25 protein-coding genes are annotated in these 23,410 nt (G+C 70.8%); 8 read left to right on the forward strand and 17 right to left on the reverse strand.

Translation table 11 applies throughout. The features are described 5' to 3' along the window. The first annotated feature begins 17 nt into the window (after positions 1-17). Together QBL25_RS10715 and QBL25_RS10720 are read left to right on the forward strand one after the other, a co-directional pair. Positions 18-818 carry a polysaccharide deacetylase family protein gene (locus QBL25_RS10715; RefSeq protein ID WP_409056787.1) on the forward strand — a complete coding sequence of 267 codons (801 nt, stop codon included), beginning with the start codon at positions 18-20 and terminating at the stop codon, positions 816-818. Continuing rightward, on the forward strand, positions 811-4,764 hold the full coding sequence (locus QBL25_RS10720; protein ID WP_409056788.1) for a lipopolysaccharide biosynthesis protein: 3,954 nt from the start codon (positions 811-813) through the stop codon (positions 4,762-4,764). The genes QBL25_RS10715 and QBL25_RS10720 overlap by 8 nt, the downstream gene beginning before the upstream one ends. A 33-nt stretch (positions 4,765-4,797) precedes the next feature. Here the strand turns inward: QBL25_RS10720 and QBL25_RS10725 are convergent, their stop codons facing one another. Beyond that, complete coding sequence (locus QBL25_RS10725; protein WP_409056789.1) at positions 4,798-6,222, reverse strand: GH39 family glycosyl hydrolase; 1,425 nt, start codon at positions 6,220-6,222, stop codon at positions 4,798-4,800. Between the two features lie 156 nt (positions 6,223-6,378). Here QBL25_RS10725 and QBL25_RS10730 point away from each other — a divergent pair, with 156 nt between their 5' ends. Then, positions 6,379-7,473, forward strand: coding sequence for a DUF5925 domain-containing protein (locus QBL25_RS10730; protein ID WP_409056790.1), 1,095 nt, complete (start codon positions 6,379-6,381; stop codon positions 7,471-7,473). A 41-nt stretch (positions 7,474-7,514) separates the two neighbouring features. Here QBL25_RS10730 and QBL25_RS10735 read toward each other — a convergent pair whose 3' ends face one another. Then, on the reverse strand, positions 7,515-7,925 hold the full coding sequence (locus QBL25_RS10735; RefSeq protein WP_409056791.1) for a GntR family transcriptional regulator: 411 nt from the start codon (positions 7,923-7,925) through the stop codon (positions 7,515-7,517). Positions 7,926-7,995: 70 nt separating this feature from the next. Between QBL25_RS10735 and QBL25_RS10740 the strand changes: the two genes are divergently transcribed. Both QBL25_RS10740 and QBL25_RS10745 read left to right on the forward strand, forming a co-directional pair. Continuing rightward, positions 7,996-8,925, forward strand: a complete 930-nt coding sequence (locus QBL25_RS10740; RefSeq protein ID WP_409056792.1) for a GNAT family N-acetyltransferase — start codon at positions 7,996-7,998, stop codon at positions 8,923-8,925. Further along, entirely contained in the window at positions 8,906-9,430 is a 525-nt protein-coding gene (locus QBL25_RS10745) for a DUF402 domain-containing protein (protein ID WP_409056793.1), read from the forward strand. The genes QBL25_RS10740 and QBL25_RS10745 overlap by 20 nt, the downstream gene beginning before the upstream one ends. Positions 9,431-9,571: 141 nt before the next feature. Here QBL25_RS10745 and QBL25_RS10750 read toward each other — a convergent pair whose 3' ends face one another. Beyond that, the gene (locus QBL25_RS10750) at positions 9,572-10,657 is read right to left on the reverse strand and encodes a methyltransferase domain-containing protein (protein ID WP_409056794.1); all 1,086 of its coding nucleotides are present in this window, start codon (positions 10,655-10,657) and stop codon (positions 9,572-9,574) included. A gap of 108 nt (positions 10,658-10,765) precedes the next feature. On the opposite strand from QBL25_RS10750, the gene QBL25_RS10755 reads away from it, so the two are divergent. Continuing rightward, positions 10,766-10,912 carry a hypothetical protein gene (locus tag QBL25_RS10755; protein ID WP_409056795.1) on the forward strand — a complete coding sequence of 49 codons (147 nt, stop codon included), beginning with the start codon at positions 10,766-10,768 and terminating at the stop codon, positions 10,910-10,912. 54 nt (positions 10,913-10,966) lie between these two features. On the opposite strand, the gene QBL25_RS10760 is transcribed toward QBL25_RS10755, so the two are convergent. The 4 genes from QBL25_RS10760 to QBL25_RS10775 are packed head-to-tail and all read right to left on the reverse strand — an operon-like array spanning position 10,967 to position 14,487. Beyond that, positions 10,967-11,452, reverse strand: a complete 486-nt coding sequence (locus tag QBL25_RS10760; RefSeq protein ID WP_409056796.1) for a GNAT family N-acetyltransferase — start codon at positions 11,450-11,452, stop codon at positions 10,967-10,969. Then, positions 11,449-12,957, reverse strand: coding sequence for a tripartite tricarboxylate transporter permease (locus QBL25_RS10765; RefSeq protein WP_409056797.1), 1,509 nt, complete (start codon positions 12,955-12,957; stop codon positions 11,449-11,451). The genes QBL25_RS10760 and QBL25_RS10765 overlap by 4 nt, the downstream gene beginning before the upstream one ends. A gap of 1 nt (position 12,958) precedes the next feature. Then, entirely contained in the window at positions 12,959-13,507 is a 549-nt protein-coding gene (locus QBL25_RS10770) for a tripartite tricarboxylate transporter TctB family protein (protein ID WP_409056798.1), read from the reverse strand. After that, on the reverse strand, positions 13,504-14,487 hold the full coding sequence (locus QBL25_RS10775) for a Bug family tripartite tricarboxylate transporter substrate binding protein (protein ID WP_409062607.1): 984 nt from the start codon (positions 14,485-14,487) through the stop codon (positions 13,504-13,506). Before QBL25_RS10775 ends, QBL25_RS10770 begins: the two co-directional genes overlap by 4 nt. Before the next feature lie 256 nt (positions 14,488-14,743). Between QBL25_RS10775 and QBL25_RS10780 the strand changes: the two genes are divergently transcribed. Further along, complete coding sequence (locus tag QBL25_RS10780; protein ID WP_409056799.1) at positions 14,744-15,430, forward strand: response regulator; 687 nt, start codon at positions 14,744-14,746, stop codon at positions 15,428-15,430. 172 nt (positions 15,431-15,602) lie between these two features. Here the strand turns inward: QBL25_RS10780 and xerC are convergent, their stop codons facing one another. The 7 genes from xerC to ssb form a co-directional block, all read right to left on the reverse strand. Continuing rightward, positions 15,603-16,802, reverse strand: a complete 1,200-nt coding sequence (gene xerC, locus QBL25_RS10785; protein WP_409056800.1) for a tyrosine recombinase XerC — start codon at positions 16,800-16,802, stop codon at positions 15,603-15,605. Positions 16,803-16,876: 74 nt separating this feature from the next. Then, on the reverse strand, positions 16,877-17,131 hold the full coding sequence (locus QBL25_RS10790; RefSeq protein ID WP_409056801.1) for a helix-turn-helix domain-containing protein: 255 nt from the start codon (positions 17,129-17,131) through the stop codon (positions 16,877-16,879). Positions 17,132-17,281: 150 nt separating this feature from the next. Then, positions 17,282-18,535, reverse strand: coding sequence for a DUF3631 domain-containing protein (locus tag QBL25_RS10795; RefSeq protein WP_409056802.1), 1,254 nt, complete (start codon positions 18,533-18,535; stop codon positions 17,282-17,284). Positions 18,536-18,899: 364 nt separating this feature from the next. Beyond that, positions 18,900-19,805, reverse strand: coding sequence for a bifunctional DNA primase/polymerase (locus QBL25_RS10800; protein WP_409056803.1), 906 nt, complete (start codon positions 19,803-19,805; stop codon positions 18,900-18,902). A gap of 88 nt (positions 19,806-19,893) precedes the next feature. After that, a complete protein-coding gene (locus tag QBL25_RS10805) occupies positions 19,894-21,702 on the reverse strand; it encodes a DNA cytosine methyltransferase (protein ID WP_409056804.1) in 1,809 nt (602 codons plus the stop codon). Next, the gene (locus QBL25_RS10810) at positions 21,702-21,824 is read right to left on the reverse strand and encodes a hypothetical protein (protein WP_409056805.1); all 123 of its coding nucleotides are present in this window, start codon (positions 21,822-21,824) and stop codon (positions 21,702-21,704) included. The genes QBL25_RS10805 and QBL25_RS10810 overlap by 1 nt, the downstream gene beginning before the upstream one ends. Positions 21,825-21,908: 84 nt before the next feature. After that, positions 21,909-22,367, reverse strand: coding sequence for a single-stranded DNA-binding protein (gene ssb, locus QBL25_RS10815; RefSeq protein WP_409056806.1), 459 nt, complete (start codon positions 22,365-22,367; stop codon positions 21,909-21,911). Between the two features lie 42 nt (positions 22,368-22,409). Between ssb and QBL25_RS10820 the strand changes: the two genes are divergently transcribed. Further along, positions 22,410-22,655 carry a hypothetical protein gene (locus QBL25_RS10820; protein WP_409056807.1) on the forward strand — a complete coding sequence of 82 codons (246 nt, stop codon included), beginning with the start codon at positions 22,410-22,412 and terminating at the stop codon, positions 22,653-22,655. A gap of 3 nt (positions 22,656-22,658) precedes the next feature. On the opposite strand, the gene QBL25_RS10825 is transcribed toward QBL25_RS10820, so the two are convergent. The 3 genes from QBL25_RS10825 to QBL25_RS10835 form a co-directional block, all read right to left on the reverse strand. Beyond that, the gene (locus QBL25_RS10825) at positions 22,659-22,862 is read right to left on the reverse strand and encodes a hypothetical protein (RefSeq protein WP_409056808.1); all 204 of its coding nucleotides are present in this window, start codon (positions 22,860-22,862) and stop codon (positions 22,659-22,661) included. A 4-nt stretch (positions 22,863-22,866) separates the two neighbouring features. Continuing rightward, complete coding sequence (locus tag QBL25_RS10830) at positions 22,867-23,073, reverse strand: hypothetical protein (RefSeq protein ID WP_409056809.1); 207 nt, start codon at positions 23,071-23,073, stop codon at positions 22,867-22,869. 147 nt (positions 23,074-23,220) lie between these two features. Next, a complete protein-coding gene (locus tag QBL25_RS10835; RefSeq protein WP_409056810.1) occupies positions 23,221-23,358 on the reverse strand; it encodes a hypothetical protein in 138 nt (45 codons plus the stop codon). Between the last annotated feature and the right edge of the window lie 52 nt (positions 23,359-23,410).

Genomic DNA, 23,410 nt, shown 5'->3' on the forward strand with positions numbered 1-23,410 from the left:
GCCGAGGGGGGGCCGCCATGAACGAGCCCGTGCCGATACTGATGTACCATTCGATCGCGCATGAACCGACGCAGGAGACACGGGAGTTGTCGGTCGCACCGGAGGCCTTCGCCGAGCAGCTCGAGCTGCTCGGCGAGCGGGGTTTCACGCCGCTCAGCACGGCGGGCCTCGCTGCGGTCTGGCGTACGCCCGGCCGCGCGCTGCCGCACAAGCCCGTCCTGATCACCTTCGACGACGGGTACGAGGGCGTGCACCGGCACGCGCTGCCCGTGCTCGCCAAGCACGGCTTCGCGTCGACGCTCTTCGTCTCCACCGGCTGGCTGCGAGGAGCGCACGACACCGGCGGCGGGCTCGACGTGATGCTCGACTGGGACCAGGTGCGGGAACTGGCGGCGTCGGGCACGGAGATCGGCGGGCACAGCCACACGCATCCGCAGCTCGACCAACTGGCCGACGACGACCTCTGGTTCGAACTGCTGCGCTGCAAGGAGATCGTCACCGACGAACTCGGCACCCGCCCCACCTCCTTCGCGTATCCGTACGGCTATTCGAGCCGCCGGGTGCGCCGGGCGGTGCGCGGTGCCGGGTTCGCCCAGTCGCTCGCCGTCAACAACGGCCTCGCCCGGCGCACCCAGGGGCCGTACGCCCTGCAACGGGTGACCGTGCGCCGCTCCACCGGCATCGAGGAGTTCGAGCGGCTCGTCGAGGGCCGCGCGATCACCCGTAATTTCGCGAAGGACTGTGCCCTCACCAAGGGGTACGCCGTCGTCCGCAGAGTCCGCCAGGCCCGCCGGAAGGCAACTCGTACCCGTGTCTGACACGTCGACCGCCCAGGCAGACGTCGCTGGGTCCGCGCCCACCGAACAGCAGCCGCCGTCCGGGAAGTCCGGCAGGCCGCGCAGACTGCGGCTGCCCGGCAGGGGCGGCGGCTCCGGCGGCGGCAGCCCGCTGTTCCGCAACGCCTACGCCCTGATGCTGAACACCGGCATCTCCGGCGTGCTCGGCCTCGGCTTCTGGCTGGCCGCCGCCCGGTACTACTCCGAGGCGGCGGTCGGCCAGGGCTCGGCGGCGATCGCCGCCATGAAGTTCCTCGCGGGGCTCACCGCCCTCACCCTGATGGGGGCGCTCGCCCGCTTCATACCGGTCGCGGGGCGCGCCACGGGCAAGCTCATCTTCCGTACGTACGCGGGCAGTTCCCTGGTCGTCGCGTGCGCCGCGCTGGTCTTCCTGTTCACGCTCGACCTGTGGGGGCCTTCGTACAAGTTCCTGCACGGCCCGCTGAACGGCCTCGGCTTCGTCGCCGCGGTCGTCGCCTGGTCGCTGCTGACCCTTCAGGACGGGGTGCTGACGGGGCTGCGCAGCGCGCTGTGGGTGCCGGTCGGCAACACGATCTTCTCGGTGGTCAAGCTGGGCCTGCTGATCGCGATCGCCGCGGCGATCCCGACGGCGGGCGTCTTCGTGTCGTGGGTCGCCGCGATCGCCATGTCGGTCGTCCCGCTGGGCTGGCTGGTCTTCCGGCGCCTGGTGCCGCGCCACGTGAAGGCCACCCGGGACAAGGCGCAGCCGCCGACGCTGCGCGAGATGGGGCGCTTCCTGGCCGGCGACTACACGGGCTCGCTGTTCTCGCTCGCCGTGGTCTACCTCGTGCCGGTGATCGTCGCCTCGCAGGTCAGCTCGGTCGACAACGCGTACTTCTACATCACCACCACCATCGGCGGCACGGTCAACCTGCTCGCCATCAACATGGGCGCCTCGCTGACCGTCGAGGGCGCGCACGACCCGGCGCGGCTCGCGGCGAACACCCGGGCCGCGCTGCTGCGCATGGCGCGCATCATGCTGCCGGTGTGCGGCCTGCTGTTCGTCTGCGCGCCCTGGGTCCTGGGGGTGTTCGGCCAGGGGTACGCCGACGCGGCGACACCGCTGCTGCGCTGGTTCGCGGTGGGCGCCGCGCTGCGGGTCGTCATGGAGACGTACTTCGCGGTGCAGCGCGCCCAGAGCCGTACGTCGGGGATCGCCTGGCTGCAAGGCCTGCTGTGCGTCCTGGTGCTCGGCCTGACGCTGATCCTGCTGCCGCGGATGGGTCTGACGGGGGCGGGCGTCGCCGAGATCTGCAGCCTCGCGGTGATCGTGGCGATCGCGGCCCCGAAGCTGTACCGGGTGGCGCGCGGGGTGCCCTCGCCGGAGCCGGACGACGGGCGGGCGCCGGACGGCGACCTCGCGGACCTGGGGCCGGCCGACGCACCGCCCGTGCCCGCCGCGCGGGAGCCGGGGCAGAAGAAGGAGCGGCGCGGCCCCGCCTGGGCGCTGCGGGAGTCGCTGGACTCGGACACGCTGCAACTGGCGGTGCTGACCGACTTTGAACATCCGGAGCGCAGGCCCGACGTGCGTCCGGGCCCCGGGACGCCCGCGTTCGGGACGCGGGTGACCGGCAGGGTCGCTTCGGGGACGCCCGCCGCCGGGGAGGCCGCGGGCACGGGGGACGAGGGCGTCGAGGGGGACCCGATGGAGCACCGGCCGACGTGGGCGCTGAGAACCCCGCCGGGGCCGTCGGAGACGAAGCCGAAGCCCGAGCCGGAGCCGGTGGCGACGCCGGACCTGGAGCCGGAGGCGGGGCCGAAGCCCGAGCCGGGACCGGCCACTGCGATGCCCCCCTCGGTGTCCGAGGCCGTCACCGCGCCCGCCGAGGAGCCGGGCACCGACGCCCGCGTGCCACAGGCACCGCCCGGGCAGCCCGCTCCCGCGCGCGACCCGCTCCCCCGCCGCCGGGCCGCCTGCCTGGCGCTGCTCCTCGCCGTCGCGCTCGGCCTCTACTGGCTGCCGGTCCTGGGCCTCACCGAGGCGGACCTGGACACCATGGGCGGGCTCGGGCTCATCTCGATCCTGCCCGAGCCGACCCTGCTGGGGGCCGCGTTGCTCGTCGTCGTCTTCGCCTCGCTGCTGTGGACGGAGCGGCCGCACAAGACCCTGCTCCCGGTGACGCTGCTCGTCACGGTGGTGTGCCTGCACGCCCTGCCCGCCGTCATCGAGGAGGTGCCGCGGTTCGCGACGGCCTGGCAGCACCTGGGCTTCATGGAGTACATCGACAGGACCGGCACCGCGGTGCCCGACCTGGACGCGCGCTGGAGCTGGCCCGGGTTCTTCGCGGCGGCCACGTTCGTGGCCAAGGCCTGCGGCGTCTCGGACATGACCGAGGTGATCCGCTGGTGGCCGCTGGCCATGCAACTGCTCTACCTCGCGCCGATGATGCTGCTGGTGCGCTCCCTGCGGGCGTCCTGGCGCGCCAAGTGGGCCGGGCTGTGGATCTTCGCGCTGAGCGGCTGGGTCGGCCAGGACTACTTCTCCCCGCAGGGCTTCACGTACCTGCTCTATCTGGTGTTCGTCGCGGTGCTGCTCGTGTGGTTCCGCGCTCCCCACGTGCTGTGGGCCAAGCGCCGGCCCGGCGAGCTGGAGGTCGAACCGGCGGACCGGCGCCAGCGCGCGGTGCTGCTCGCGGTCCTGATCGCCCTGTTCGCGGCGACGGTCCCGGCGCACCAGCTCACGCCGTTCGTGATGCTCGGCGTCCTGACCGTGCTCGTCCTGGTGGGCCGCTCGGAGCTGCGCGGCCTGCCGATCCTGTTCGCGGTGTTCGTCGCCGTCTGGCTCGGCTTCCTCGCGGAGCCGTACTGGTCGGGGCACTTCGACGAGCTGTTCGGCGGCATCGGCGGCGTCGGCGGCAACGTCTCGTCGTCGGTGTCCGGCCGCATCGAGGGCGGCAGCTCGACCCACCAGCTCGTGCTCTACGCGCGCGTGGCGCTCGCCGGCGGCGTGATGGCGCTGGCCTGCTGGGGCTGGTGGCGGCGGCGCGACCACAAGTACACGGAACGCTCGCTGCTCGTCCTGACCTTCGTCCCGTTCCTGGGCTTCGGCATGCAGTCGTACGGCGGCGAGATGGCGCTGCGCGTCTTCATGTTCGCGCTGCCCGGCGCCGCGCTCCTCGCCGGTCTCGCGCTGTTCCCGCGCGCGGGCATCACCGCCAAGGAGCGGGACCGCGACCGGGTCAGTCTGGCGCCGATCGCCGCGCTTCTCGCGGGACTCGTCCTGATGGGCGGCTTCCTGGTGGCGCGCTGGGGCAACGAGCCCTTCGAGCGGACCCGGGGCGGCGAGGTCGCCGCGATGGAGTACGTGTACGCGCACGACGACCCGACCGTGCGGCTGCTGTGGATGAGCGACGACACGCTGAACAACGTGACGCCCGCGCTGCCGTGGGGCACCCGCGACATGGAGAAGGTGCAGTACGTCCCCACCCTCGCCCCGGCCGACCCGGTCCTGGTCTCCGGCCTGGTGAAGGCGCTCAAGGACGCGGGCCCGCAGTCGTATCTGCTGATCAACAAGAGTCAGACGGTCTATCTCCAGATGGACGTGGGCTACTCCAGGACGTGGGACACGCGGCTGATGACGCATCTCGACGACCGCCGGGAGCTGAAGAAGGTCTTCACGAACGACGACGCGACCCTCTACGCGCTGCGCGAGCGGCCGGACGGCAAGATCGAGAAGGCCGCCCCGGGCCCGATCGGACCGCAGGTGACCTGGACGCCCTGGTCGGTGGTCGGCGCGCTGGCGGCGATCGCCCTGATCCTGCTGCTGGTCACCCGGGAGATCGTGCGGGTGGCGGTGGAGCCGAGCGTGCGGCAGCTGCGCTGGCTCCAGAGCAGCTTCTGGTTCTCGCTGCCGCTGCTCGCGGTGCTGCTCGCCTCGCTGGTCCAGCGGTTCCTGACGATGGCGTGACGGTCCGGGGAGGGAGGAGGTGGCCGGCGCGGATCAGCGCTTCAGCCACCTCACCTCGTACCCCTTCATCGTGAACCGCTGTCCGTCGACCTTCGCGTCGATCGAGCGGTCGAGGGTGTTCACGACGAGGACGGTCTCCTTGCTCGCCAGGACGCGGACGTTCGGTACGTCGTCGGCGGCGACGGAGACCTTCTCGTACTCCGTGCCGGGCGGGAAGGCGTCGCTGAACCGGGAGAGCATCTTCAGCATCGGCAGCTCCGTGCCGCCGTCGTCGAGTTGGGTGGAGCGCCACAGGCAGCCCGCGCAGCGCTCGCCCTCCTTCTGCGGGTTCCAGTAGAAACCGCTGCTCGCGCCGCCGCGGACCATCGCCATCAGCCCCGCGGCGTGGACGGCCACGCGGTGCGGCTCGGACCAGTCGTCGCGGTTGTCGTCGGCGTCGCCCGGTTCCACGTAGTACTCGGCCCACCACAGCGGCAGGTCGCCGGTCCGCTCCCGCACCCACTCGCCGACGGCCGTGAGCTTGTCGGTGGCCTTGAACTCGTCGGTGAGCATCTCGTCGTCGACGGTGTAGCTGGAGCCGTCCACGACGACGAAGTCCGCGCCCGCCTTGTTCTTGTTCCAGTAGTCGAAGGCGTCGAGGACCCGCTGGTCCAGGCGGCCCCAGGGGCCCTCGACCTTCGTGGACGCGCCTTCGCTCTGGCGCGGGTCGACGCTGTCCATGACGAGGTACGGGCCGCCGACCATGATGTCCTTGTCGACCTTCTTGAGCGCCTTGTAGACCAGGTTGTAGAGCTCGGTGTAGCCCTCGTAGTCCCAGCGGGCCTCCTCGCTGTTCCAGAAGCCCTTGAATTCGTTCCAGACGATGAAGTGGCGGACGTCCGGATAGCGTTTGGCGACGGTCGCGGCCAGCTTGGCGAAGTCCTTGTAGTGGGCGCGCTCCGGGGCGGTCTCCAGGGCCTGCTGGCTCCAGTCGGTGTTGTCCGCGCCGGGCTTGCCGCCCTTCATCCAGTCCGGGGAGCAGCACAGGGTGACGACCGGCGTGCCGTCGGTGGCCCGGATGAAGTCCATCCGGCGGTCCATCGCGGCGAAGTCGTAACGCCCGCGGACCGGCTCGGGGTTGCTCGCGCCCCAGCCCATGATGTGCTGGATCTGCGGCAGCGGGCGCGGGTGGTCCGCGAGCATCTCCTCGGCGCGGCGCGTGACGGCGTCGTCGCCCTCGTCCGCGCTGTACTGGGTGTGGGTGAAGCCCCAGCCGACGGCGGGCTTCGCCTCGCCCGGCGGGACGGCGGGGGTGCCGTGCACCTTGTCCCCGTCGCGCGTGGTGCCCTCGGTTCCCGTGTCGTCGTCGGGCAGCGTGGTGACGACGGTCAGGATCAGGGCCAGCGCGACCAGGGCAACGCCGAGCAGGGCGGTGAGCCGCCACCGCTGTGCCCCCGAATTCCACCCATGACGTCCCATCAAGGACAAGCCTATCCACGGGGGTTGCCGGTGACACGGGTTCCGCGCCACAGGTTTGCCACGGGACACCCTGAAACCCTCCCGCACCTGAACGGAGTACGGCGGAGTACGTAAACCGGGATGCACGAGGGCACGTGCGTGCCGGATCATGGCGGCATGTCTGCGAACCCCCAGGACGCCCTGCCGATCCGGCTCAACGTCGACGACAGCGACTCTCCGTCGGATGTCGTGGACGCCCTCTTCCTCGGCCGTTTCGCCACCGGCGAGCAGCCCTTCTCGCACAGCTCCAACATCGACCGCGTCAAGTCCGGCTGCACGCTGCTCCCGCCGGGCGCGAAGGTGCTGCGCGCGGCCCGCGACGACGACCGCAGCGCGACGCTCGCCGAGGGCGAGGGGTGGACGCTCCTGGTCTCGCGCTGGAACCGCGGCGCGGACGTCACGGTCACGGCGACCAGCGCCGACCTGGCCCAGAAGGTCCTGAAGCAGGCGACGGACGGCGCGCAGGACGAGCCGGAGCCGCAGCCGGACAACGTGACCATGGGGTTCTGGTACGTGTCGCCACGGCGCGGCCCGCACCGCACCACGCGGCAGATCGCCGCCGGTACGTGGGAGGAGGTGCGGGAGAACTACACCGCGCCGGTCGCCGAGGCCATGGACTCCCTGATGAAGACGACCCCCGAGGACATCTCGGGCCGCCTCCTGCTGCTGCACGGCCCGCCGGGCACGGGCAAGACGTCGGCGCTGCGGACGCTCGCGCGGTCCTGGCGCGACTGGTGCCAGGTGGACTGCGTCCTGGATCCGGAGCGGCTGTTCAGCGACGTCGGCTATCTGATGGACATCGCGATCGGCGAGGACGACGGCACGTCCAAGGGCCGCTGGCGGCTGCTCCTCCTGGAGGACTGCGACGAGCTGATCCGCGGCGAGGCCAAGCACACCGCGGGCCAGGCGCTGTCGCGGCTGCTGAACCTGACGGACGGACTGCTCGGGCAGGGCCGCAACGTCCTGGTCGGCGTCACCACGAACGAAGACCTGGAGCGCCTCCACCCGGCGGTGGTCAGGCCCGGCCGCTGCCTGGCCCGGATCGAGGTCGGAAACCTGACCCGGGCCGAGTCCGTGCAGTGGCTCGGCACGGAGAAGGGCGTCTCCCGCGAGGGCGCGACCCTGGCCGAGCTGTACGCGCTGCGGCGCGGCACGTCCCCCACCTCGGTCCCTGACCCCCGCGAGGGCGCGGACGCGGGGCTCTACCTGTAGCCGCGAGGTCCCGCCGGGGGTCTGGAGGGGGGGCGGTGGAGTCAGCCCGAGTCGCCGTAGGCCGCGCGCAGCGCGTCCCGTGCGGCGGCGAGAGCTCCTGCCTCGGAGAGACCGAGCCGTCGGGCGCGTTCGGCGAAGGCCTGGGCGGCGGCCGAGGCCTCGCGCGCCGCCGCGTCACCGGCGGCCGCCACGAACGTCCCGTGCCGCCCGCGCGTCTCGATCACCCCGTCCGCCTCAAGCGCCCGGTACGCCTTGGCCACCGTGTTGGCCGCGAGCCCAAGGTCCTGCGCGAGCCCCCGCACGGTCGGCAGTTTGTACCCCACGGGCAGCGTCCCGCCCCGCGCCTGCTCGGCGATCTGGGTCCGCACCTGCTCGTAGGGCGGCACACCCCCGGCGCCCGTACCTCCGGCGCCCGCGCCGCCGTCACTCTCGATCTCGATCTTCAACGTCACGCGGCGATTGTCCCGCACCCCCGGAAAATAAGAGGCACCCGGACACGCTCCGCGCGTAGCGTGCGCGTCCATGACCGTCCTAGTCCGCGCCCTGCGCCCCGGTGCCGCACCGGACGCCGAGGCCTTCGCCGCCGTGCGCCGCGCCTGCGTGCCCGCCATGCTCGCCACCGCCGAATCGGTCCGGTTCGACCTGGCGCACGCCCATCCCCGCGCCCGCTACCGCCAGTTGGTCGCCGAGACCGACGGGGAGATCATCGGCACGGCGCAGGTGGGCGTCGCCCACGACAGCCCCGAGCCGGGCCAGGGCTTCGCCAACGTCTACGTGCTCCCGGAGCGGCGCGGGCTCGGCGCCGGTTCGCTGATCCTGCGCACCGCGGAGGAGCATCTGGCCGCCGAGGGGGTCGGCACCGTCTTCTCCTGGGTGCTCGACGGGCCCGCGAACCTCGCCTTCGCCGCCGCACGCGGCTACCGCGCGAGCCGCTCGGCCCATTTCCTCCGCCTGGACCTGGCGGAGGGCACGCTGCCGGCCCGCCACGAGCCGCCGGAGGGCGTGGAGTTGCGTACGGGAGCGTCGTACGGGGATGATCCGCGCGCGCTCTTCGAGCTGGACGCGGAGACCGTGGCGGACGAACCGGGCGACGTGGGAGCGGAGTTCACGGACTACGCGCACTGGCTCGCCGAGACCTGGAACCACCCCCTGGTCGACCGCGAGCTGACCTCGGTGGCGGTGGTGGACGGCGTTCCGGCCGCCTTCACCCTGGCCCGCACGGACGACGCGGGGCGGTACGCGAGCGGCATGACCGGTACGGGGCGCGCGTTCCGCGGGCGCGGTCTGGCCAAGCTCGCCAAGAACGACTCCCTGCACCGGGCGCGGGCCGCCGGTCACCGGGAGGCCTTCACCGGCAACGACGCGGGCAACGGGCCGATGCTGGCGATCAACAAGTGGTTCGGTTACGAGATCTGCGCGACGGAGGTACGCCATGTCCGAGAGCTCGGCTGACGGGCGGCCGGTAGAGAAGGTGGACGTCGTCCTGACGAAGGCGGGCCGCACGAAGATCCGCTACCCGGCGGAGGTCCTCGCGGACGACGGCACGGTGGTGACCGTCCGTGCGCCGTGGGCGGCCGCCGGGGTGCGGGACTTCGGCTTCGTGCGCTTCGAGCCGGGGGACGTCTTCACGGAGCACTACTGGCGTGACCGGTGGTACGCGGTGAAGGAGGTCCGCACCTCCACGGGCGTCCTGAAGGGCTGGTACTGCGACGTGACGCGGCCCGCGGTGCGGGAAGGCTCCACGCTGACCGTGGAGGACCTGGACCTGGACCTGTGGTGTTCGGCGGACGGCGCGACGGTCCTGCGCCTGGACGAGGACGAGTTCGCCGAGAGCGGCCTCGCGGACCGCGACCCCGACGCGGCGACCCAGGCCCTGGCCGCCCTGTCCGAACTGGAACACCTGGCCCACACCAAAACCCTCCCTCCCCACCCCGCCACTCACGTGAACGCCCCATAGAACAACCCGAATCACCCCACCCCGACCACCGACTCCCCCTCTCCCGCGAACGGATGCCGCTCCCGGGAGAGGAGGGACCACCGGTGCCGGGGCCGCAGCCGCTCACGCCCCCGCCGCGCATACCCGGCGGCTGCTCCCCGGTCAGAGGGCCACCGTGCGGTCGGGTCCACCCGGTGTGTGGCGCACCGTGTCGTTTTCGTTTTGCCAGTGGAGGGCGAAGTGGTCTCCCTTGTGCCAGGACTCCAGTGCTGCGCGGCAGTACGCCACCATGTCGGCCGGGAGTTCGGTCGCCTTGTGCCAGCTCAGTTCGGAGCACTTGTCGGGCTCCGCGTTGAAAGGGGTGCCGCCCGCTCCGTGCTCCGCCTCGAAGAACCAGCCGATGCGGGCGGGCTCGCCCGGGCCCCGGTGCTGGAGGACCAGTTCGGCGCTGACGTCGGCGGGCGTGAGGGTCAGGCCGATCTCCTCGCGGGCCTCGCGGATCACCGCCGCGCGGACGTCCTCGCCGGGTTCGACGTGGCCGGAGGGGAGGTTGAACAGCCCGTCGCCGTACCCGGTGTTGGCGCGGCGGGCCAGCAGCACCTCGTCGCCCCGGCGGAGGATGAGGTGGACGTCCACCACCTCAGCGTGGCGGACGGGGGTCTCGGACAGGACCGCGACCACCGCGTACCTCTCGTCCTCCACCCGCTTGCCCCACAGCCGCTCGTCCCCCGACAGGCGCTCGGTGTGCAGCCGGGCGGCCACCGGGGTCAGCGCGCCGACCAGCCGCTCGGCCGGGATCCCGGTGGGGTTCTCCGTGCCCCACACCCCCTCCACCAGGACCAGGCGTCCGCCCGGCCGCAGCAGCCCGCACCAGTGCCGCAGGGTCTCCTCGAGCTCCGGCAGCGCCCACAGCACGTGCCGCGCCAGAATCACGTCGAAGCGGCGCCCGGCCACCGGCGGCGCGCCCGCGTCCCCCACCAGGAACTCCGCCGCGTGCCCCGCCAGCTTCGCGCGGGCCAGCTCCACCATGTTCGGGGACAGGTCCACGCCCGTGACGCGATGCCCCCGCTCGGCGGCCAGCAGGGACAGGCTTCCGGTGCCGCAGCCCAGGTCAAGAAGGTCGCCCGGGGCCTCGGGCAGCCAGTCCCGCAGGCGCCGCGCCCACGCGTCCCGCACCTGCGCGTCCCGCAGCCCGTGGTCCGGCTCGTCGTCAAACGTGGCCGCCTCGATATCCCAGTCGATCGTCATCCGGCGATGGTGACACTCGCCACTGACAATCCAACTTCGATGAGAAACCCTCCCGGCAGAGGTCTACCGACGTCCCACCTTGGACATCGGTAGTACAGGGAGGCAGCCATGCGCCGTGTGACCGTGCACAAGACCGTCGGGAAGCCCACCAATCGGCGGATCCGGGAGAAGTTCGAGTCCGAGGAGCGGGAACGGCCTCGCGAGCGCCCCGAGGTCCGCAAGGACATCCAGCGGACCTGGTGGCCCGACGGATGAGACCCGGGGGCCGCGGGACAGGGACATGAGACGCTGCACGGCACGCGGCGCCGGCTAGAGGGTCTTCCGGTAGTGGAAGCGGTCGTAGGGGCCGTCCACCCTGCGCTCCACCATCGCGTAGCCGTAGCGCGGGTAGATCTTCTGGTTCTCCCACATCATCGCGTTCGTGTAGAGCCTGATCTCACCGAGCCCCAGTGACCGCGCCCGCTCGTCCACGAAGGCGAGCAGGCGCCGGCCCACCCCCCGGCCGGCCGCCTCGGGGTGGACCGCCACGCTGTCCAGGAAGAGATGGTCCTCGTACGGGACCAGGACCAGGACGCCCACCACCGGATCCCCGGTGACGAACACCCGCCCCGCCGCCACGTCCGCCGCGTGGTCCGCCTCCATCGGGACGGGCACGACACCGATGCGCTCGATGTACGGGCGGTACGCCGCGTCCGTCACCGCCCGCACGGCGGGGACGTCGGCGGGGGTGGCGGGGCGGACGGCATCGGACGGCACGGCATCGGAGGGCACGGCGTCGGGCGGGAGCTGGGTCATGCCTTTACGTCTACGTCACTCCTCCTGCCCCGCACCAGCAGTTTCTTCAGGAGCGGCCACAGCACGATCAGCGCGATGATCACGTACACCGTGATGGAGAAGGGCGTGTCGACCAGACCGCTGACGCTGCCGTCGCTGATCTGGAGGGCGCGGCGCAGCTGCTGCTCGGCGTTCGGGCCGAGGATGACGCCGATGACGGCGGGCAGGATCGGCAGTCCGTAGCGGCGCATGCCGAAGCCGATGAGGCCGATGATCAGGAGGATCACCAGGTCGAGCGCCTCGCCGCCCACCGCGTACGCGCCGACCGCCGCGAAGAAGAGGATGCCCGCGTAGAGGTAGGGCCGCGGGATGCGCAGCAGCTTCGCCCAGACCGGGGCCAGCGGCAGGTTCAGGGCCAGGAGCAGGACCATCCCGACGAAGAGCGAGGCGATCAGGCCCCACACCAGGTCCGGTTCGCGTTCGAAGAGCAGCGGGCCCGGCTGGATCCCGTACTGCTGGAAGGCGGCCAGCATCACCGCGGCCACGGCGGTCGTGGGCAGCCCGAGCGTCAGCATGGAGACGAGGGTGCCGGCCGCCGACGCCGAGGACGCCGACTCGGGGCCCGCGACGCCCTCGATCGCGCCCTTGCCCCACTCGTCCTTGTGCTTGGACAGGCGCTTCTCGGTGACGTAGGAGAGGAAGGTGGGGATCTCCGCGCCGCCCGCGGGGATCGCGCCGAACGGGAAGCCGATGAGCGGGCCGCGCAGCCAGGACTTCCAGGTGCGCTTCACGTCGGCCTTGCCGAGCCAGGGGCGGCCGACGGGGATCGCCTCGCCGCTGGTGCGCCGCAGATGGGCCGCGACCCACAGGGCCTCGCCGATGGCGAAGAGTCCGACCGCGACGATCACCACGTCGATGCCGTCGGCGAGCTGGAGCGAGCCGAAGGTCAGACGCTGCTGCCCGGTCATCTGGTCCAGGCCCACGAGGCCGAGGGTCAGGCCGATGAGCAGCGAGGCGAGGCCTCGTACGCGGGAGGAGCCGAGCACCGACGTCACCGCGATGAACGCGAGGACCATGATGGCGAAGTAGTCGGGCGCCCCGATGTCGACGGCGAGGTCGGCGACGGTGGGCGCGAGGGCCACGAGGAGGATCGTGCCGATGATGCCGCCCGCGAAGTGCCCGATGGCCGCGGCCGCGAGCGCCTGTGCGCCGCGTCCCGCCTTGGCCATCGGGTTGCCTTCCATGGCCGCGACGACGGCGGCGCTCTCTCCGGGGGTGTTGAGGAGGATCGACGTCGTCGAGCCGCCGAACATCGCTCCGTAGTAGATGCCCGCGAACATGATGAACGCGCCGGTCGGCTCCAGGCCGTACGTCACGGGGAGCAGGAGTGCCACCGCCATCGCGGGGCCGATGCCGGGCAGGACGCCGATCGCGGTGCCCAGGAGCACGCCGATGGCGGCCCAGAGCAGGTTCATGGGGGTGAGGGCCGTGCCGAAGCCGTCCATCAGGGAGTTGAAGGCGTTCATGTCACAGCACTCCCATCAGCGGCCCGCCGGGCAGCGGCACCCCGAGCAGGTTGTTGAAGACGACGTACGTGAGCAGGGAGAGCCCTGCCGCGATGAGCGGGTCGCGGTCGAGATGGCGGCTGCCCAGGGCGTACGCCGCGCCCCAGAAGAGCAGGGCGCCCGCGACGGGGAAGCCGAGCGGCTCGATGAGGACGGCGGCGCCGAGGAAGACTCCGGCGAGGAGCAGCACGGTCCGCCAGTCGGCGGGTTCGGACAGGTCGATGTCCTCGCCGCCCTCGGCTTCGCCGCGGCCGCCGCGCAGGACGTCGATCGCGAGGATGACGGCGACGACGAGGAGGCCGATGCCGACGGCGACCGGGACCGTCTTGGGGCCGATGGGGCCGCGCTGGGCGATCTCGACGTCCATGGTGAGCGCGTCGGTGAGGACGAGCACGCCGAGGGCGAGCAGCATGACGCACACGCCGAGTTCGGAGTGCTCGCGCAGCCAGGCGCGGCGGCTGTTCCCGCGCTCCTCGGGCGGGGTGGTGCCGGTGGTGGTCGTCGTCGTCACAGTCCCAGCTCCTTCAGCACGGAGACCACGCTCTTGTCCTGGGCGGCGAGGAAGTCACCGAACTTGTCACCGGTGAGGAAGGCGTCGTCCCAGCGGTTGGTCTTGAGGGACGCGCGCCACTGGGGGGAGTCGTGGAGCTTCGTGACCAGGCCGGTGAGTTTCTTGCGTTCCGCGTCGGAGAGGCCGGGCGGGGCGACGATGCCGCGCCAGTTGGTGAAGTTCACGTCGTAGCCGGACTCCTTGAGGGTCGGGCCGTCCAGGCCCTTGACCCGCTCGAGTCCGGTGGTCGCCAGGAGGCGCAGCTCGCCCGACTTGATCTGGTCGAGGTACTCGCCGACGCCCGAGACGCCGAAGGCGACCTTCTTGCCGAGGATGGAGGCGAGCAGTTCGCCGCCGCCGTCGAAGGGGACGTAGTTGACCTTCTTCGGTTCGATCCCGGCGGCGCGGGCCATCAGCATCGGGGCGAGGTGGTCGGGTCCGCCGGGGGACGAGCCGCCGCCGACGGGCAGCTTGCCGGGGCTCTTCTTCCAGGCGTCGACGAGCTGCCCGATGGTCTTGTACGGGGAGTCCTTGGCGACCACGACGACGTCCGGCTCCTCGGTGAGGCGGGCGATCGGGGTGGTGTCGGCGAGGGTCTTGGCCGAGTCGTTGGAGCGTGCGGCGCCGACGACGCCGAGGCCCATGGACATCGCGAGCTTGCCGTTGCCGTGTTCGCCGACGAGGCGGCTGAGACCGACGGTGCCGCCCGCTCCGGGGAGGTTGAACACCTCGATGTTGTGGGTGAGGCCGGCGTCCTCGGCGTTCTTCGCCGCGGTGCGGGCGGTGATGTCGTAGCCGCCGCCCGGGGTGTTGGGGACCATGAGGCGCAGGCCGGGGATCTGTGTGCCGGTCTCGGCGCCGCTGCCCGTCGAGAGCAGGGGCGGCCCTGCGAGCACGAGCAGCGCGGCCCCGAGCAGGGCAAGGGGTGTGCGCAGACGCACGTGTGCCACCACCTGTCGGTATGTAGTCGGTACGGAGATGTGGTCGGTACGGAGTCGGTTCCCGGGGGTCCGGGCGGGATCCGGGCGGGATCCGAAGGGGAATCCGGGTGGGAATCCGAGGGAGAATCCGGGTGGGGATCCGAGGGGGAGGTCATCTGTGAGGTGGCCCACATGTTGCCTGCGCGTTAAGAAGCTGTCTCTCTTCCGGAATCAACGGACGTTGTGGTCGTTGTGGTCGCGCCCATAGCCTGCGGCGATGACAAGGGTGCTGGTCGTGGACGACGACTTCATGGTCGCCAAACTGCACAGCCGCCATGTGTCCGCGGTGGACGGATTCGCGGTGGTGGGAGTGGCGCACAGCGGCGCTCAGGCGCTGGCGGCGGTGGAGCGGCTGCGCCCGGATCTGATCCTGCTCGACATCTATCTGCCCGATATGGACGGCATCGCGGTGCTACGGGAGTTGCGTGCCGTGGAGGAGCGCGACCGGGACCGGCAGCCGCTGGACGCGCTGTTCATCACGGCCGCGCGGGACGCGGAGATCGTGCGGGCGGCGCTGCGGGCCGGGGCCCTGCACTATCTGATCAAGCCGTTCAACCAGGCGGCGTTGCGGGAGCAGTTGCTGCACGTGGCGGCGGTGCGGGCGCGTCTGGACGGTCTGGACGAGGCGCGTCAGGAGGACGTCGACCAGATCTTCGGCACCCGCCCGCCCGGCTCCCGCGAGCTCCCGAAGGGCCTGGCCGCCCATACCGCGGACCTGGTCGAACAGACCCTGCGCGCCCACCCGGAAGGCCTCTCCGCCTCGGAGTGCGCCGAGCGGGGAGCCCTCTCCCGCGTCAGCGCCCGCCGCTACCTGGAGTTCTTCACGGACACGGGCCGCGCCGAGGTGACCCTGCGCTACGGCGGCACGGGCCGCCCGGAGCGCCGGTACCGCTGGGTGCGGTGAGGCCGGAGCCGACGGGCTTCCCAGGGGCAATTCGGGCGCGACCTGAGCGGAGTCTGAGGGCTCCCTTAAGTCGACCGTAAGCGCCGGAGCACCATATCGTCGCAGGTCAACCCGGTTCTCCGATGGGCGAATCGACCTGTGGGGAGCCAGACAGGGAGCCACTGCGAGAAAGCTAGGACGGCTCGGCCACTCCCCCATCGCTGCTGGAGGGGCTGTGGTCGAAGATCTGGTCCATCGCTTCAGCGCCCTCGGTGATCACGGGACGAAGCTGTTTCCGATAGACGCGCTCTGTGGTGCTGCTTCCGCTGTGCCCCACAAGCCGTGCGATGACGTCGATGCTCAGGCCGTGGTCGGAGAGCAGAGACACGAAGGATGTGCGTGTCTCACGCGGAGTCCACTCCTTCGGATTGGCGAACCCCGCGTCCTTGAGCAGAAGGCGAAAGTTGCGCCGGACATTCAAAGCTGTCCGCGTCTCCCCCGATTCGGAGGGGAAGACCAGACCATTCGGGTCCCACTCCACTTCGGCAGCCTTGCAGGCTGCCTGTTGTCGAGCCCTATGAGCATCGAGCACGGGCACGACGGCGCGCGGCATGGCCAGGGAACGACGGCTTTTTCGGGTCTTCGTGTCGCCGCTTCGCCGCACGGACCTCCAGACGTCCACGTGGGGCTTGGCGCCATCCTTCGGAGCCGTATGTACGTGCGCCCACGTGAGGGGACGGGCCTCCTCGGTGCGGACTCCCACCAAGAGGGAGAGGACGACGTACACGTGAATCCACGTCCCGGTCTTGGCCTGGAGGACTGCCGAAGCCTGCTCAAGGGAGAGCGACTTGCTTGGCCGCCCAGGGCGCCCATCGGGGACCTCTACCCACTCAGCCACGTTCCGGGCGGCCTTCCCCCGGCGCTGTGCGTGGCTGATGGAGCGTCGCAGCACCGAATGCACCATCCGCAGCGACTGTGTAGCCAGTACGTCCGTCTTGCTCGCAAGCCATTCATCCACGTCGTCAGCTTCCAACTCGCGCAGCTTGGCTTGCCCTAGAGCGGGGACGATGTGCACGTCAGTCAGGCTCCGGTACGTCTCGATGCTGCCGATTTCACGCCCTCTGAGCCCCTGGTCTAGCCAGTCATGCACGGCTTGCGCGACCGTGTAGTTGGCGGGCACCTTGCGGCCGCCCGCGGCCTCCAGCTCCTTCTTGAGCTCCCGGAGCTTGCGCCGCACTTCGGTCTTGGTCTTGCCTGAGACTTTGGGGCGCTTGCGTTTACCTGCCGGTGTGTATCCCAGCGAGACGGCGCCGATGTATCGCTCCTTTGTCTTGTCCCAATAGATCGAGTCCTCTCCGTTGCCGGCCTTGCGTCGCCGGACCTCATTGGACATTCCCGCACGCCTCTCTCGCAGGCAGGAGGGGCACGCCTTGGGCGGGCCCCTCCTCGTTGATTCGGACTTGGCGACTACGCGGCTTCCTCTGCCTCCCGCTTGAGGAGGTCGATATACGCCGTGACGTACTCAGGCGGAACGAGCCGCCGCCGGCCGATCCGGACGGTCTGGAGTCGCCCTAGGCGGATCTCCTCATACACCAGCGACCGCCCGATACGGAGAACCTTTGCGGCCTCCTCCGGGCGATACAGGACTTGCTCAGGCGGGGCAGCGGTACTCATCAGTGGGTTGGGCTCCTCAGCGAGATCTACGGCGCGCGTGACTGCCATGGGGGAACTCCTTGAGCAGAGCGGGACAGACGAGTGGAGAGGGCCTACCGCCCTCCCTCCCAGGTCCGCTACATCCGCTACATCCGCTACAGGCCAGGTCAGGGGCCTGTTTTCTGTAGCGGATGGGCGGGATGTAGCGGATAGGCGGCGCTACGCGCTGCGGTGGGCTGCGGCGGAGGTAGCGGCTTCCGCGGAGATGTAGCGGATGCCGGGAAGCTCTTCCGCTACGTTTTCACCCCCGCTGACCTGCGGTGTAGCGGATGTAGCGGCTGTAGCGGACTTCCCGGGGGGTGGGGGGCAGTAGCGAAGCCACGCGTCGGCGAGATCTTCCGCGTAGTAGCCCTTCGGGACACCCAACGGCGTGCGGATCGAGCGAGGCCGGATGGTCTTGTTGTCGGCCGTGACGTACTCCCCGAGCATCTTGGACAGCACACGCGGGGTGAGGGCTTTGCCGTTGCCGTCCAGATCGCCCCAGGGGGCGTCGTCGATGGCGAAGAGCGCCTTGATGATGTCGGCGGTGGCCATCCGGTCGGCTCCGCAGAACACGCGGTCCCGCAGGTCTGTAAGGAGCTGCACGCCGAGGGAGGCTTTGTCTTCTTCCCTGGCGGTGATGACGAGATCGATGCAGGCGGCCCGTGCCCGCTCGGGCCAGTCCCCGCCTGCCGCGTCCGCGACGGCGAGCAGGGGTTCCCACACGTCGGCGGGGCGATCGGTCACTCCCTCGGGCATGGCCGGCCAGGCATCTTGGAGGCTCTCGCGCACGGTGTCGGCCCACTGTGCGAGGGAGTCCCGTAGCGCGTTGCCCTGGCGCTCGTGCACGCGCCGACGGTAGGGCTCGATCGCCTCGTTGGGGGCGCGCTTTCGCATCCTCACGATGATCGAGCGGGTCAGGATCGTGTCCGGCAGCGAGCCGAGCCCGGCCATGGCGACCGCGCAGTACGAAGAGAACTCCTGCACAGTCTGGTTGGCCCCGTCTCCGACGCAGCGCCACATTCCAACGCCGCGGCGATGTCCGGCGTTCAGGAACCCGCGCAGCGGCTCGTTGTCCCCCGCCTTGGGCCCGAACACGGTGTCGACCTCGTCGAAGAGGATCGTGGGGCGTTCATCGCCAGCGACGGACCGGAACATGGCGGACGCGGAGGCCTGCGCAGCGACCATCCGGTTGGGCACGAGCGTTTCGACGATCTCCAGTGCCCTGCTCTTCCCGGAGCCGGGCTCCGGGGAGAGGAAGGCGATGCGCGGGGTGGAGTCGAACGCGTCGATCAGGTGGGCGTGTGCGTCCCAGAGCGTGACGGCGACGTAGGCGGCCTCCCGAGGGAAGATGTTGAAGCGTCGGTGGAACGCTTCGACCTCGTCGAGTAGTGCGGCACCGTCGATGGGTGTGGTTTCGGTGGTGCTGGTCATGCTGCGTTCGTCCCTTCCTGGGGAGCGCGGAGGGGGCAGTGATCGCGGTGGGCGGTGTGGTCGTCGATGAGGGCGAGCGCCTTCCCGTGCCCGACCGCGCTGCGGTTGCGGCCGCACTCGCACACCGACGTGGCGATCGGTGTAGCGCCGCGCGGTGCGCAGATGTGGAGCCAGGCCACGGGATAGCGCCCATCCCCGGACAGGGGACCGCTGGAGCTCTGTTCGGGGAGAAGAGCTGAAAGGACGCCCTGACGGGCGGCCTTCTCTTCGCCGCCCTCCCGAGACGCGGGTCCCGCGCTGTTCGCGGAGCCGAGCCGGGACGACGTATCGGGGAGGCTTTTCAGGCGGGGGCGGTATGCGGGGGTCATGCGGCCTCCCGCGGGCGGGCGGTGCGGATCGACCAGTCCAGCGCGCTGCGGATCGTGGTGCGGCACTCGGGCGCAGGCAGGCCGGCCATCTCCCCGGCCGCCTGAAAAGCCTCCTCCACCACACTCCGGGAGATCTCACCCCACGCGACGAAGCGCCCCAGGGCCCGGGCGCCCGCCAACAGCCGCTGATTGCGGCCCCCTTCACCGGTCCCTGCCACCTGTGCGGCTTCCCGCTCCAGGGCCGCATGGGCGCGACGGCTGGCCTGTCCAGGCAAGAGCAGCGGCGCGAGCCGTGCAGGCCCCGGCGTGGTGGCCGGGGTGCGGAGCAGGGTGTGGAGCCAGTTGGGCAGCTCCGCGACCTGGCTGTCGACATCGACGGTGTAGGTGCCGTGGGGGGTGCGGCTTCGGGCGGCCACGATGTTGCCGCCCCACGCGCGGGTGTCGATGCGTGCGGCGAGCTTTCCCGCCGTGCTCGGCAGGTGGTGGGGGGTGTGGAAGTACAGGTGGAGGCCGCCGCTGGGGGTCCGCACCGTGTAGGTAGCGGGCCAGGGGACGCCGGCGCGCTCGCAGAGCGCTTGGAAGTTCGTCGCGCCGCAAGGCGCGTCCGGACCGTCCTGTCCCTTGGGGATGTCCAGGTCGACGACCAACAGGTGGGCGGGGCCGGGGGCGATGCCGACGTTGAACGCCCCCGTCTGCCAGGTGCGGCGGATGCGCTCGGGGTCGCAGGTGGCGCGCTGCTCCCACTTCACATGCCCGCTGGTGCAGGGGCCGGATCCGGTGCAGGCGCGTTCGCCGTGCAGAGCCGAGCCTTTGCCACCAGGGCGGAGCGGGTGGACGGGCCAGCCGCGGGCGGCGGCATCGAGCGCTGCATCGAGCAGCGCGGGGGCGGGTGGATGAGTCATGCTGGAGTTCTCCTGTTGTCTCGAAGGGACGGGGAGAGCCGGGGCGGTCGCGATTCTTTGGCGAGAGGCGACCGCCCCGGGCGTGCGTTCAGGCCGCAATGGTGACCTGGAGTTTTTCGGTGTGCCGGGCGATGGGCTCTCCGGTGATGGCCTCGACGAGCGCGCAGACGATGACCTCGGCGCAGTTGGGGGTCACGGCGTTGCCGTACTGGCGGACGCGTTCGCGCTTGGAGCCCAGGACGATGTACTGGTCGGCGAAGCTCATGGCCCGCCCGATCTCGTGCGGCTCCAGCATCCGGAAGAGCACGTCGTTGATGTCGACGTTGCCCTGAACGAGGGCGTACCGGTCGCGGGTGGACAGGGTGCCGACGGGCTCGCGGACGGTCTTGGCGGTGCCGTTGCCGTAGTAGGGGACCAGGAGGTGTTCCCAGGTGACGAGGGACTGGTGGCCGGTGGTGGTCAGGGTGCGGAAGTACTCCGCAGCGGACGTGCAGTGCTCCCCGCCGTTGCCCTTGCTGCCGTTGTTCCGCATGACCATGGCGGGCACGTCGGGCATGACCAAGCCGTGGTGGTTGCCGTTGGCGGACACAGTTCCGACGGGCTCGCTGATGGAGCGCCCTCGAAGCTGGTCGCCGCCGCCCCTCATGGTGACCATGAACGGAAGCCAGGCGAGGCCGGTTTCGTTGCGGGCGGTCTGGGTGCGCAGCGGCTCGTTGGCCGAGCGGGGCTCCTTGCCGTCGCGGCCTTCGACGGGGATGAGCAGCGGCGGGATCGCGAGGGCGTCGTTTTCCCGGGTGGTGCGGCAGGCCATGGGGTCAAGGACGCTGGAGGGATCGTTGCGCCAGGTGCCTCCGGCCGGGACCATGAACGGCTCGTAGGCCAGCGCCTTGGTGGGGGTCGTGGTCTGCGTCGTCAGTGGTGCGTCGACGGGCCAGGTGCGCACCCCGGGGCGCCGCTCGAAGGTGTTGCCCGCAGCCTCCAGAGTGATGGGGCGGGCGAACTTGTCGAGTCCGGCCTGGATGCGGGCGAGAGTCTTGTCGGCCAAGGGCTTGGTGCGGTCGCCGATGCGCTGCCCCGGGATATCCCAGTCGATCGCCGCTGCGGCGGGCAGCGTTTCGGGCTCGACGATCTGGCTGCGGCAGCGGGTGTTGGGGCAGCGGTAGACGTACTGCTGGCGGTAGCGGCCCATGTCGCGGCCGGGCTGCTTGAACCGCTGCACGGCCTGTACCCACGCCTCGCAGCCGGGGCACCAGGCGCGTGGGCGCAGCCACTTGTCCCAGTCCGGCGTACGGCCCAATGACTGGTGCCAGTAGGCGACGTACAGCCGGTCACGGGACTGCGGCGCTTTGTGAACGGTGCGCGGGTCGGCGTGCATCGAGTTCAGGGCGATGACCCGGGTCTGGTAGCCCAGCTTGCGGATCTCGCCGATCCAGCGATCCCACTGATCCCAGGCCCGAACGTCGACGACGTTCTCGACCACGCCGGCCTTGACCAGGCCACCACGCTGCTGCACCCCGCGCAGGTACATGGGGACTTCCTCCATGAGCGCGCGGGACCGCTCGACTTCCTCCGACGGGCCGAACCCGTCGAAGAGGTCGCCCTGCATCGAGGCGTCGAAGTCACGCTTCTTGCCGCGGGCGTTGGACCACTGCGGGCACTCGGGGGAGGCCCAGAAGATGTCGGTGACCGGCCAGGCCTCCACCGGGGCCTCACGGATGTCGCCGCGGTAGTGGTCGACGGTGGGGAAGTTCGCCGCGTGCGACTCGATCGCCCGCTCCCAGTGGTTCGCCGCCCGCTCCATCCGGACACCGGGAATGGAGGCCATGCCTTGCGACGAGCCGCCCGCACCGCAGAACCAGTCCATGACGGTCAACGCGTCGTTGTCGTTGTGATACATCAGGCCGCGCTCCTCTCGGCGCCGCCGACCGGGGCGCTCATCCGCGCGTTCGCGCGGAGCACCCTGAGGGTGGCGGTGGACGTATCGCCGCCGCCGCAGAACAGATCGGTCAAGGTCAGCACTGATGTGCTCCTGTTGTCTCGAAGGGACGGGGAGCGCCGGGGCGGTCGCGATTCTTTGGCGAGAGGCGACCGCCCCGGGCAGCTCTAGAACGGGGGCTGCTCGCTGTACTTCGAGTCGCCCGACGCGCCAGCGGTGTTCCACGCCTCATCGCCCGATGCCGGGCTGCTCTGCGCAGGCCGCTTGGCTTCGATGGCCACGTTGGTGAACTTCAGTGAGGCGCCGATCTCGTCGATCTCCAGCGCGAGCATCGAGCGGTTCTCGCCCTCAGGGGTCTCCCAGTTGTGCTGGCGGATCCGGCCGAACGCGACCACGCGGGAGCCCTTGGTCAGCGATTCGGCGACGTGTTCGGCCAGCGAGCGCCAGGCGGCGCAGCGGAAGAACGTGGACGTGCCGTCCTTCCACTGGTTGCTCTCGCGGTCGAAGATGCGCGGCGTGGAGGCGATGGTGAACTTCGCCAACGCCGCCCCGGAGGGGGTGAACTTCACCTCGGGGTCGGCGGTCAGGTTGCCGATCACGGTGATCGGGGTCTCTCCGGATGACATACGGGTTCCTCTCAACGTGGTTTCTGGGGGTAGCTGTTGGTCATGGACAGATGGAGTGTGGCCAAGCTCGTGCCCACGGATTGGTGGGCCCGGCGGTGGGTGCGTTGGACGGTCGTCATCGCCGTCTGGGTGATCGTCTACGGGGCGTGCGCTGTGGTGTGGCGCCTGCTCTTGGACAAGTCGTGGGCGGATGCGGTCGTGTTCGCCGTCGTGCTGGCGGTGTGCAATGCACTCGCCCAGTGGTGGATCTGGCGGACCCGGCAGAAGCCGTCGCGCCACCCTGGTTGAGCTCTAGCCGCGGTGGACGGTGCCGTCGTTGGTGCGAATGACGGCGAAGGTGTCGTGCATCGCGTCGTAGTGGACGTGGACCAGGCCCGGGGCCTCGGTGCGGGCCTGGGTGGCGCGGTGGGCGGCGACCAGCGAGGCGCGCGGGTTGCCGGCCGGGTAGGCGTCGATGCGCACGGGGTGGTGCCCGGTGCAGTCGCGGCAGGTCATGGCGCTACTCCCGGCCGTGGGGGCGCACGTCGGTGATCTGCGTGCGCTCGGGCTTGTGGCTGGTGCCGCTGTCGTCACGCGGCCCGATGAGGGCGGCAACGGCGAACAGGATCACGGTGATCAGGACCCCGACTCCTACCGGCCGCCGGGCGGGGGTGACCGGGGTGATGGTGATCTCGTAGTGGGTGGGGGTGCGCTTGCCTATCAGCACGGTGGAACCTCCAAGGAGAGGACGGTCGTGGTGGGGTGGAGTGCGGGCCGGTCGGCCTGCCCGGTCTTCGCCAGCCCGGAAGGGGGGGCGAAGATCAGGCGGAGCGGCCGGACTTGACGCGACGCCGGGGCGCCGTGATCGATGGGCTCAGGATTCGTCGGCCCTGCTCTGCTCGCAGGCATCGCAGATCGGTTCTTGCACGTCCTGGTCGCCGACCTCCCACGCGAAGGGGTCTCGGCGGATGGTCACGTCCGGCTTGGCTTCGTTGCAGTACGCGCAGCGCATCGGCTGTTCTCCTTCTCTGGGGAACGACAGCGCCCCGCCCTGAATCAGGGGC

Source organism: Streptomyces sp. SYP-A7185 (assembly GCF_046103685.1).
Lineage (GTDB): Bacteria > Actinomycetota > Actinomycetes > Streptomycetales > Streptomycetaceae > Streptomyces.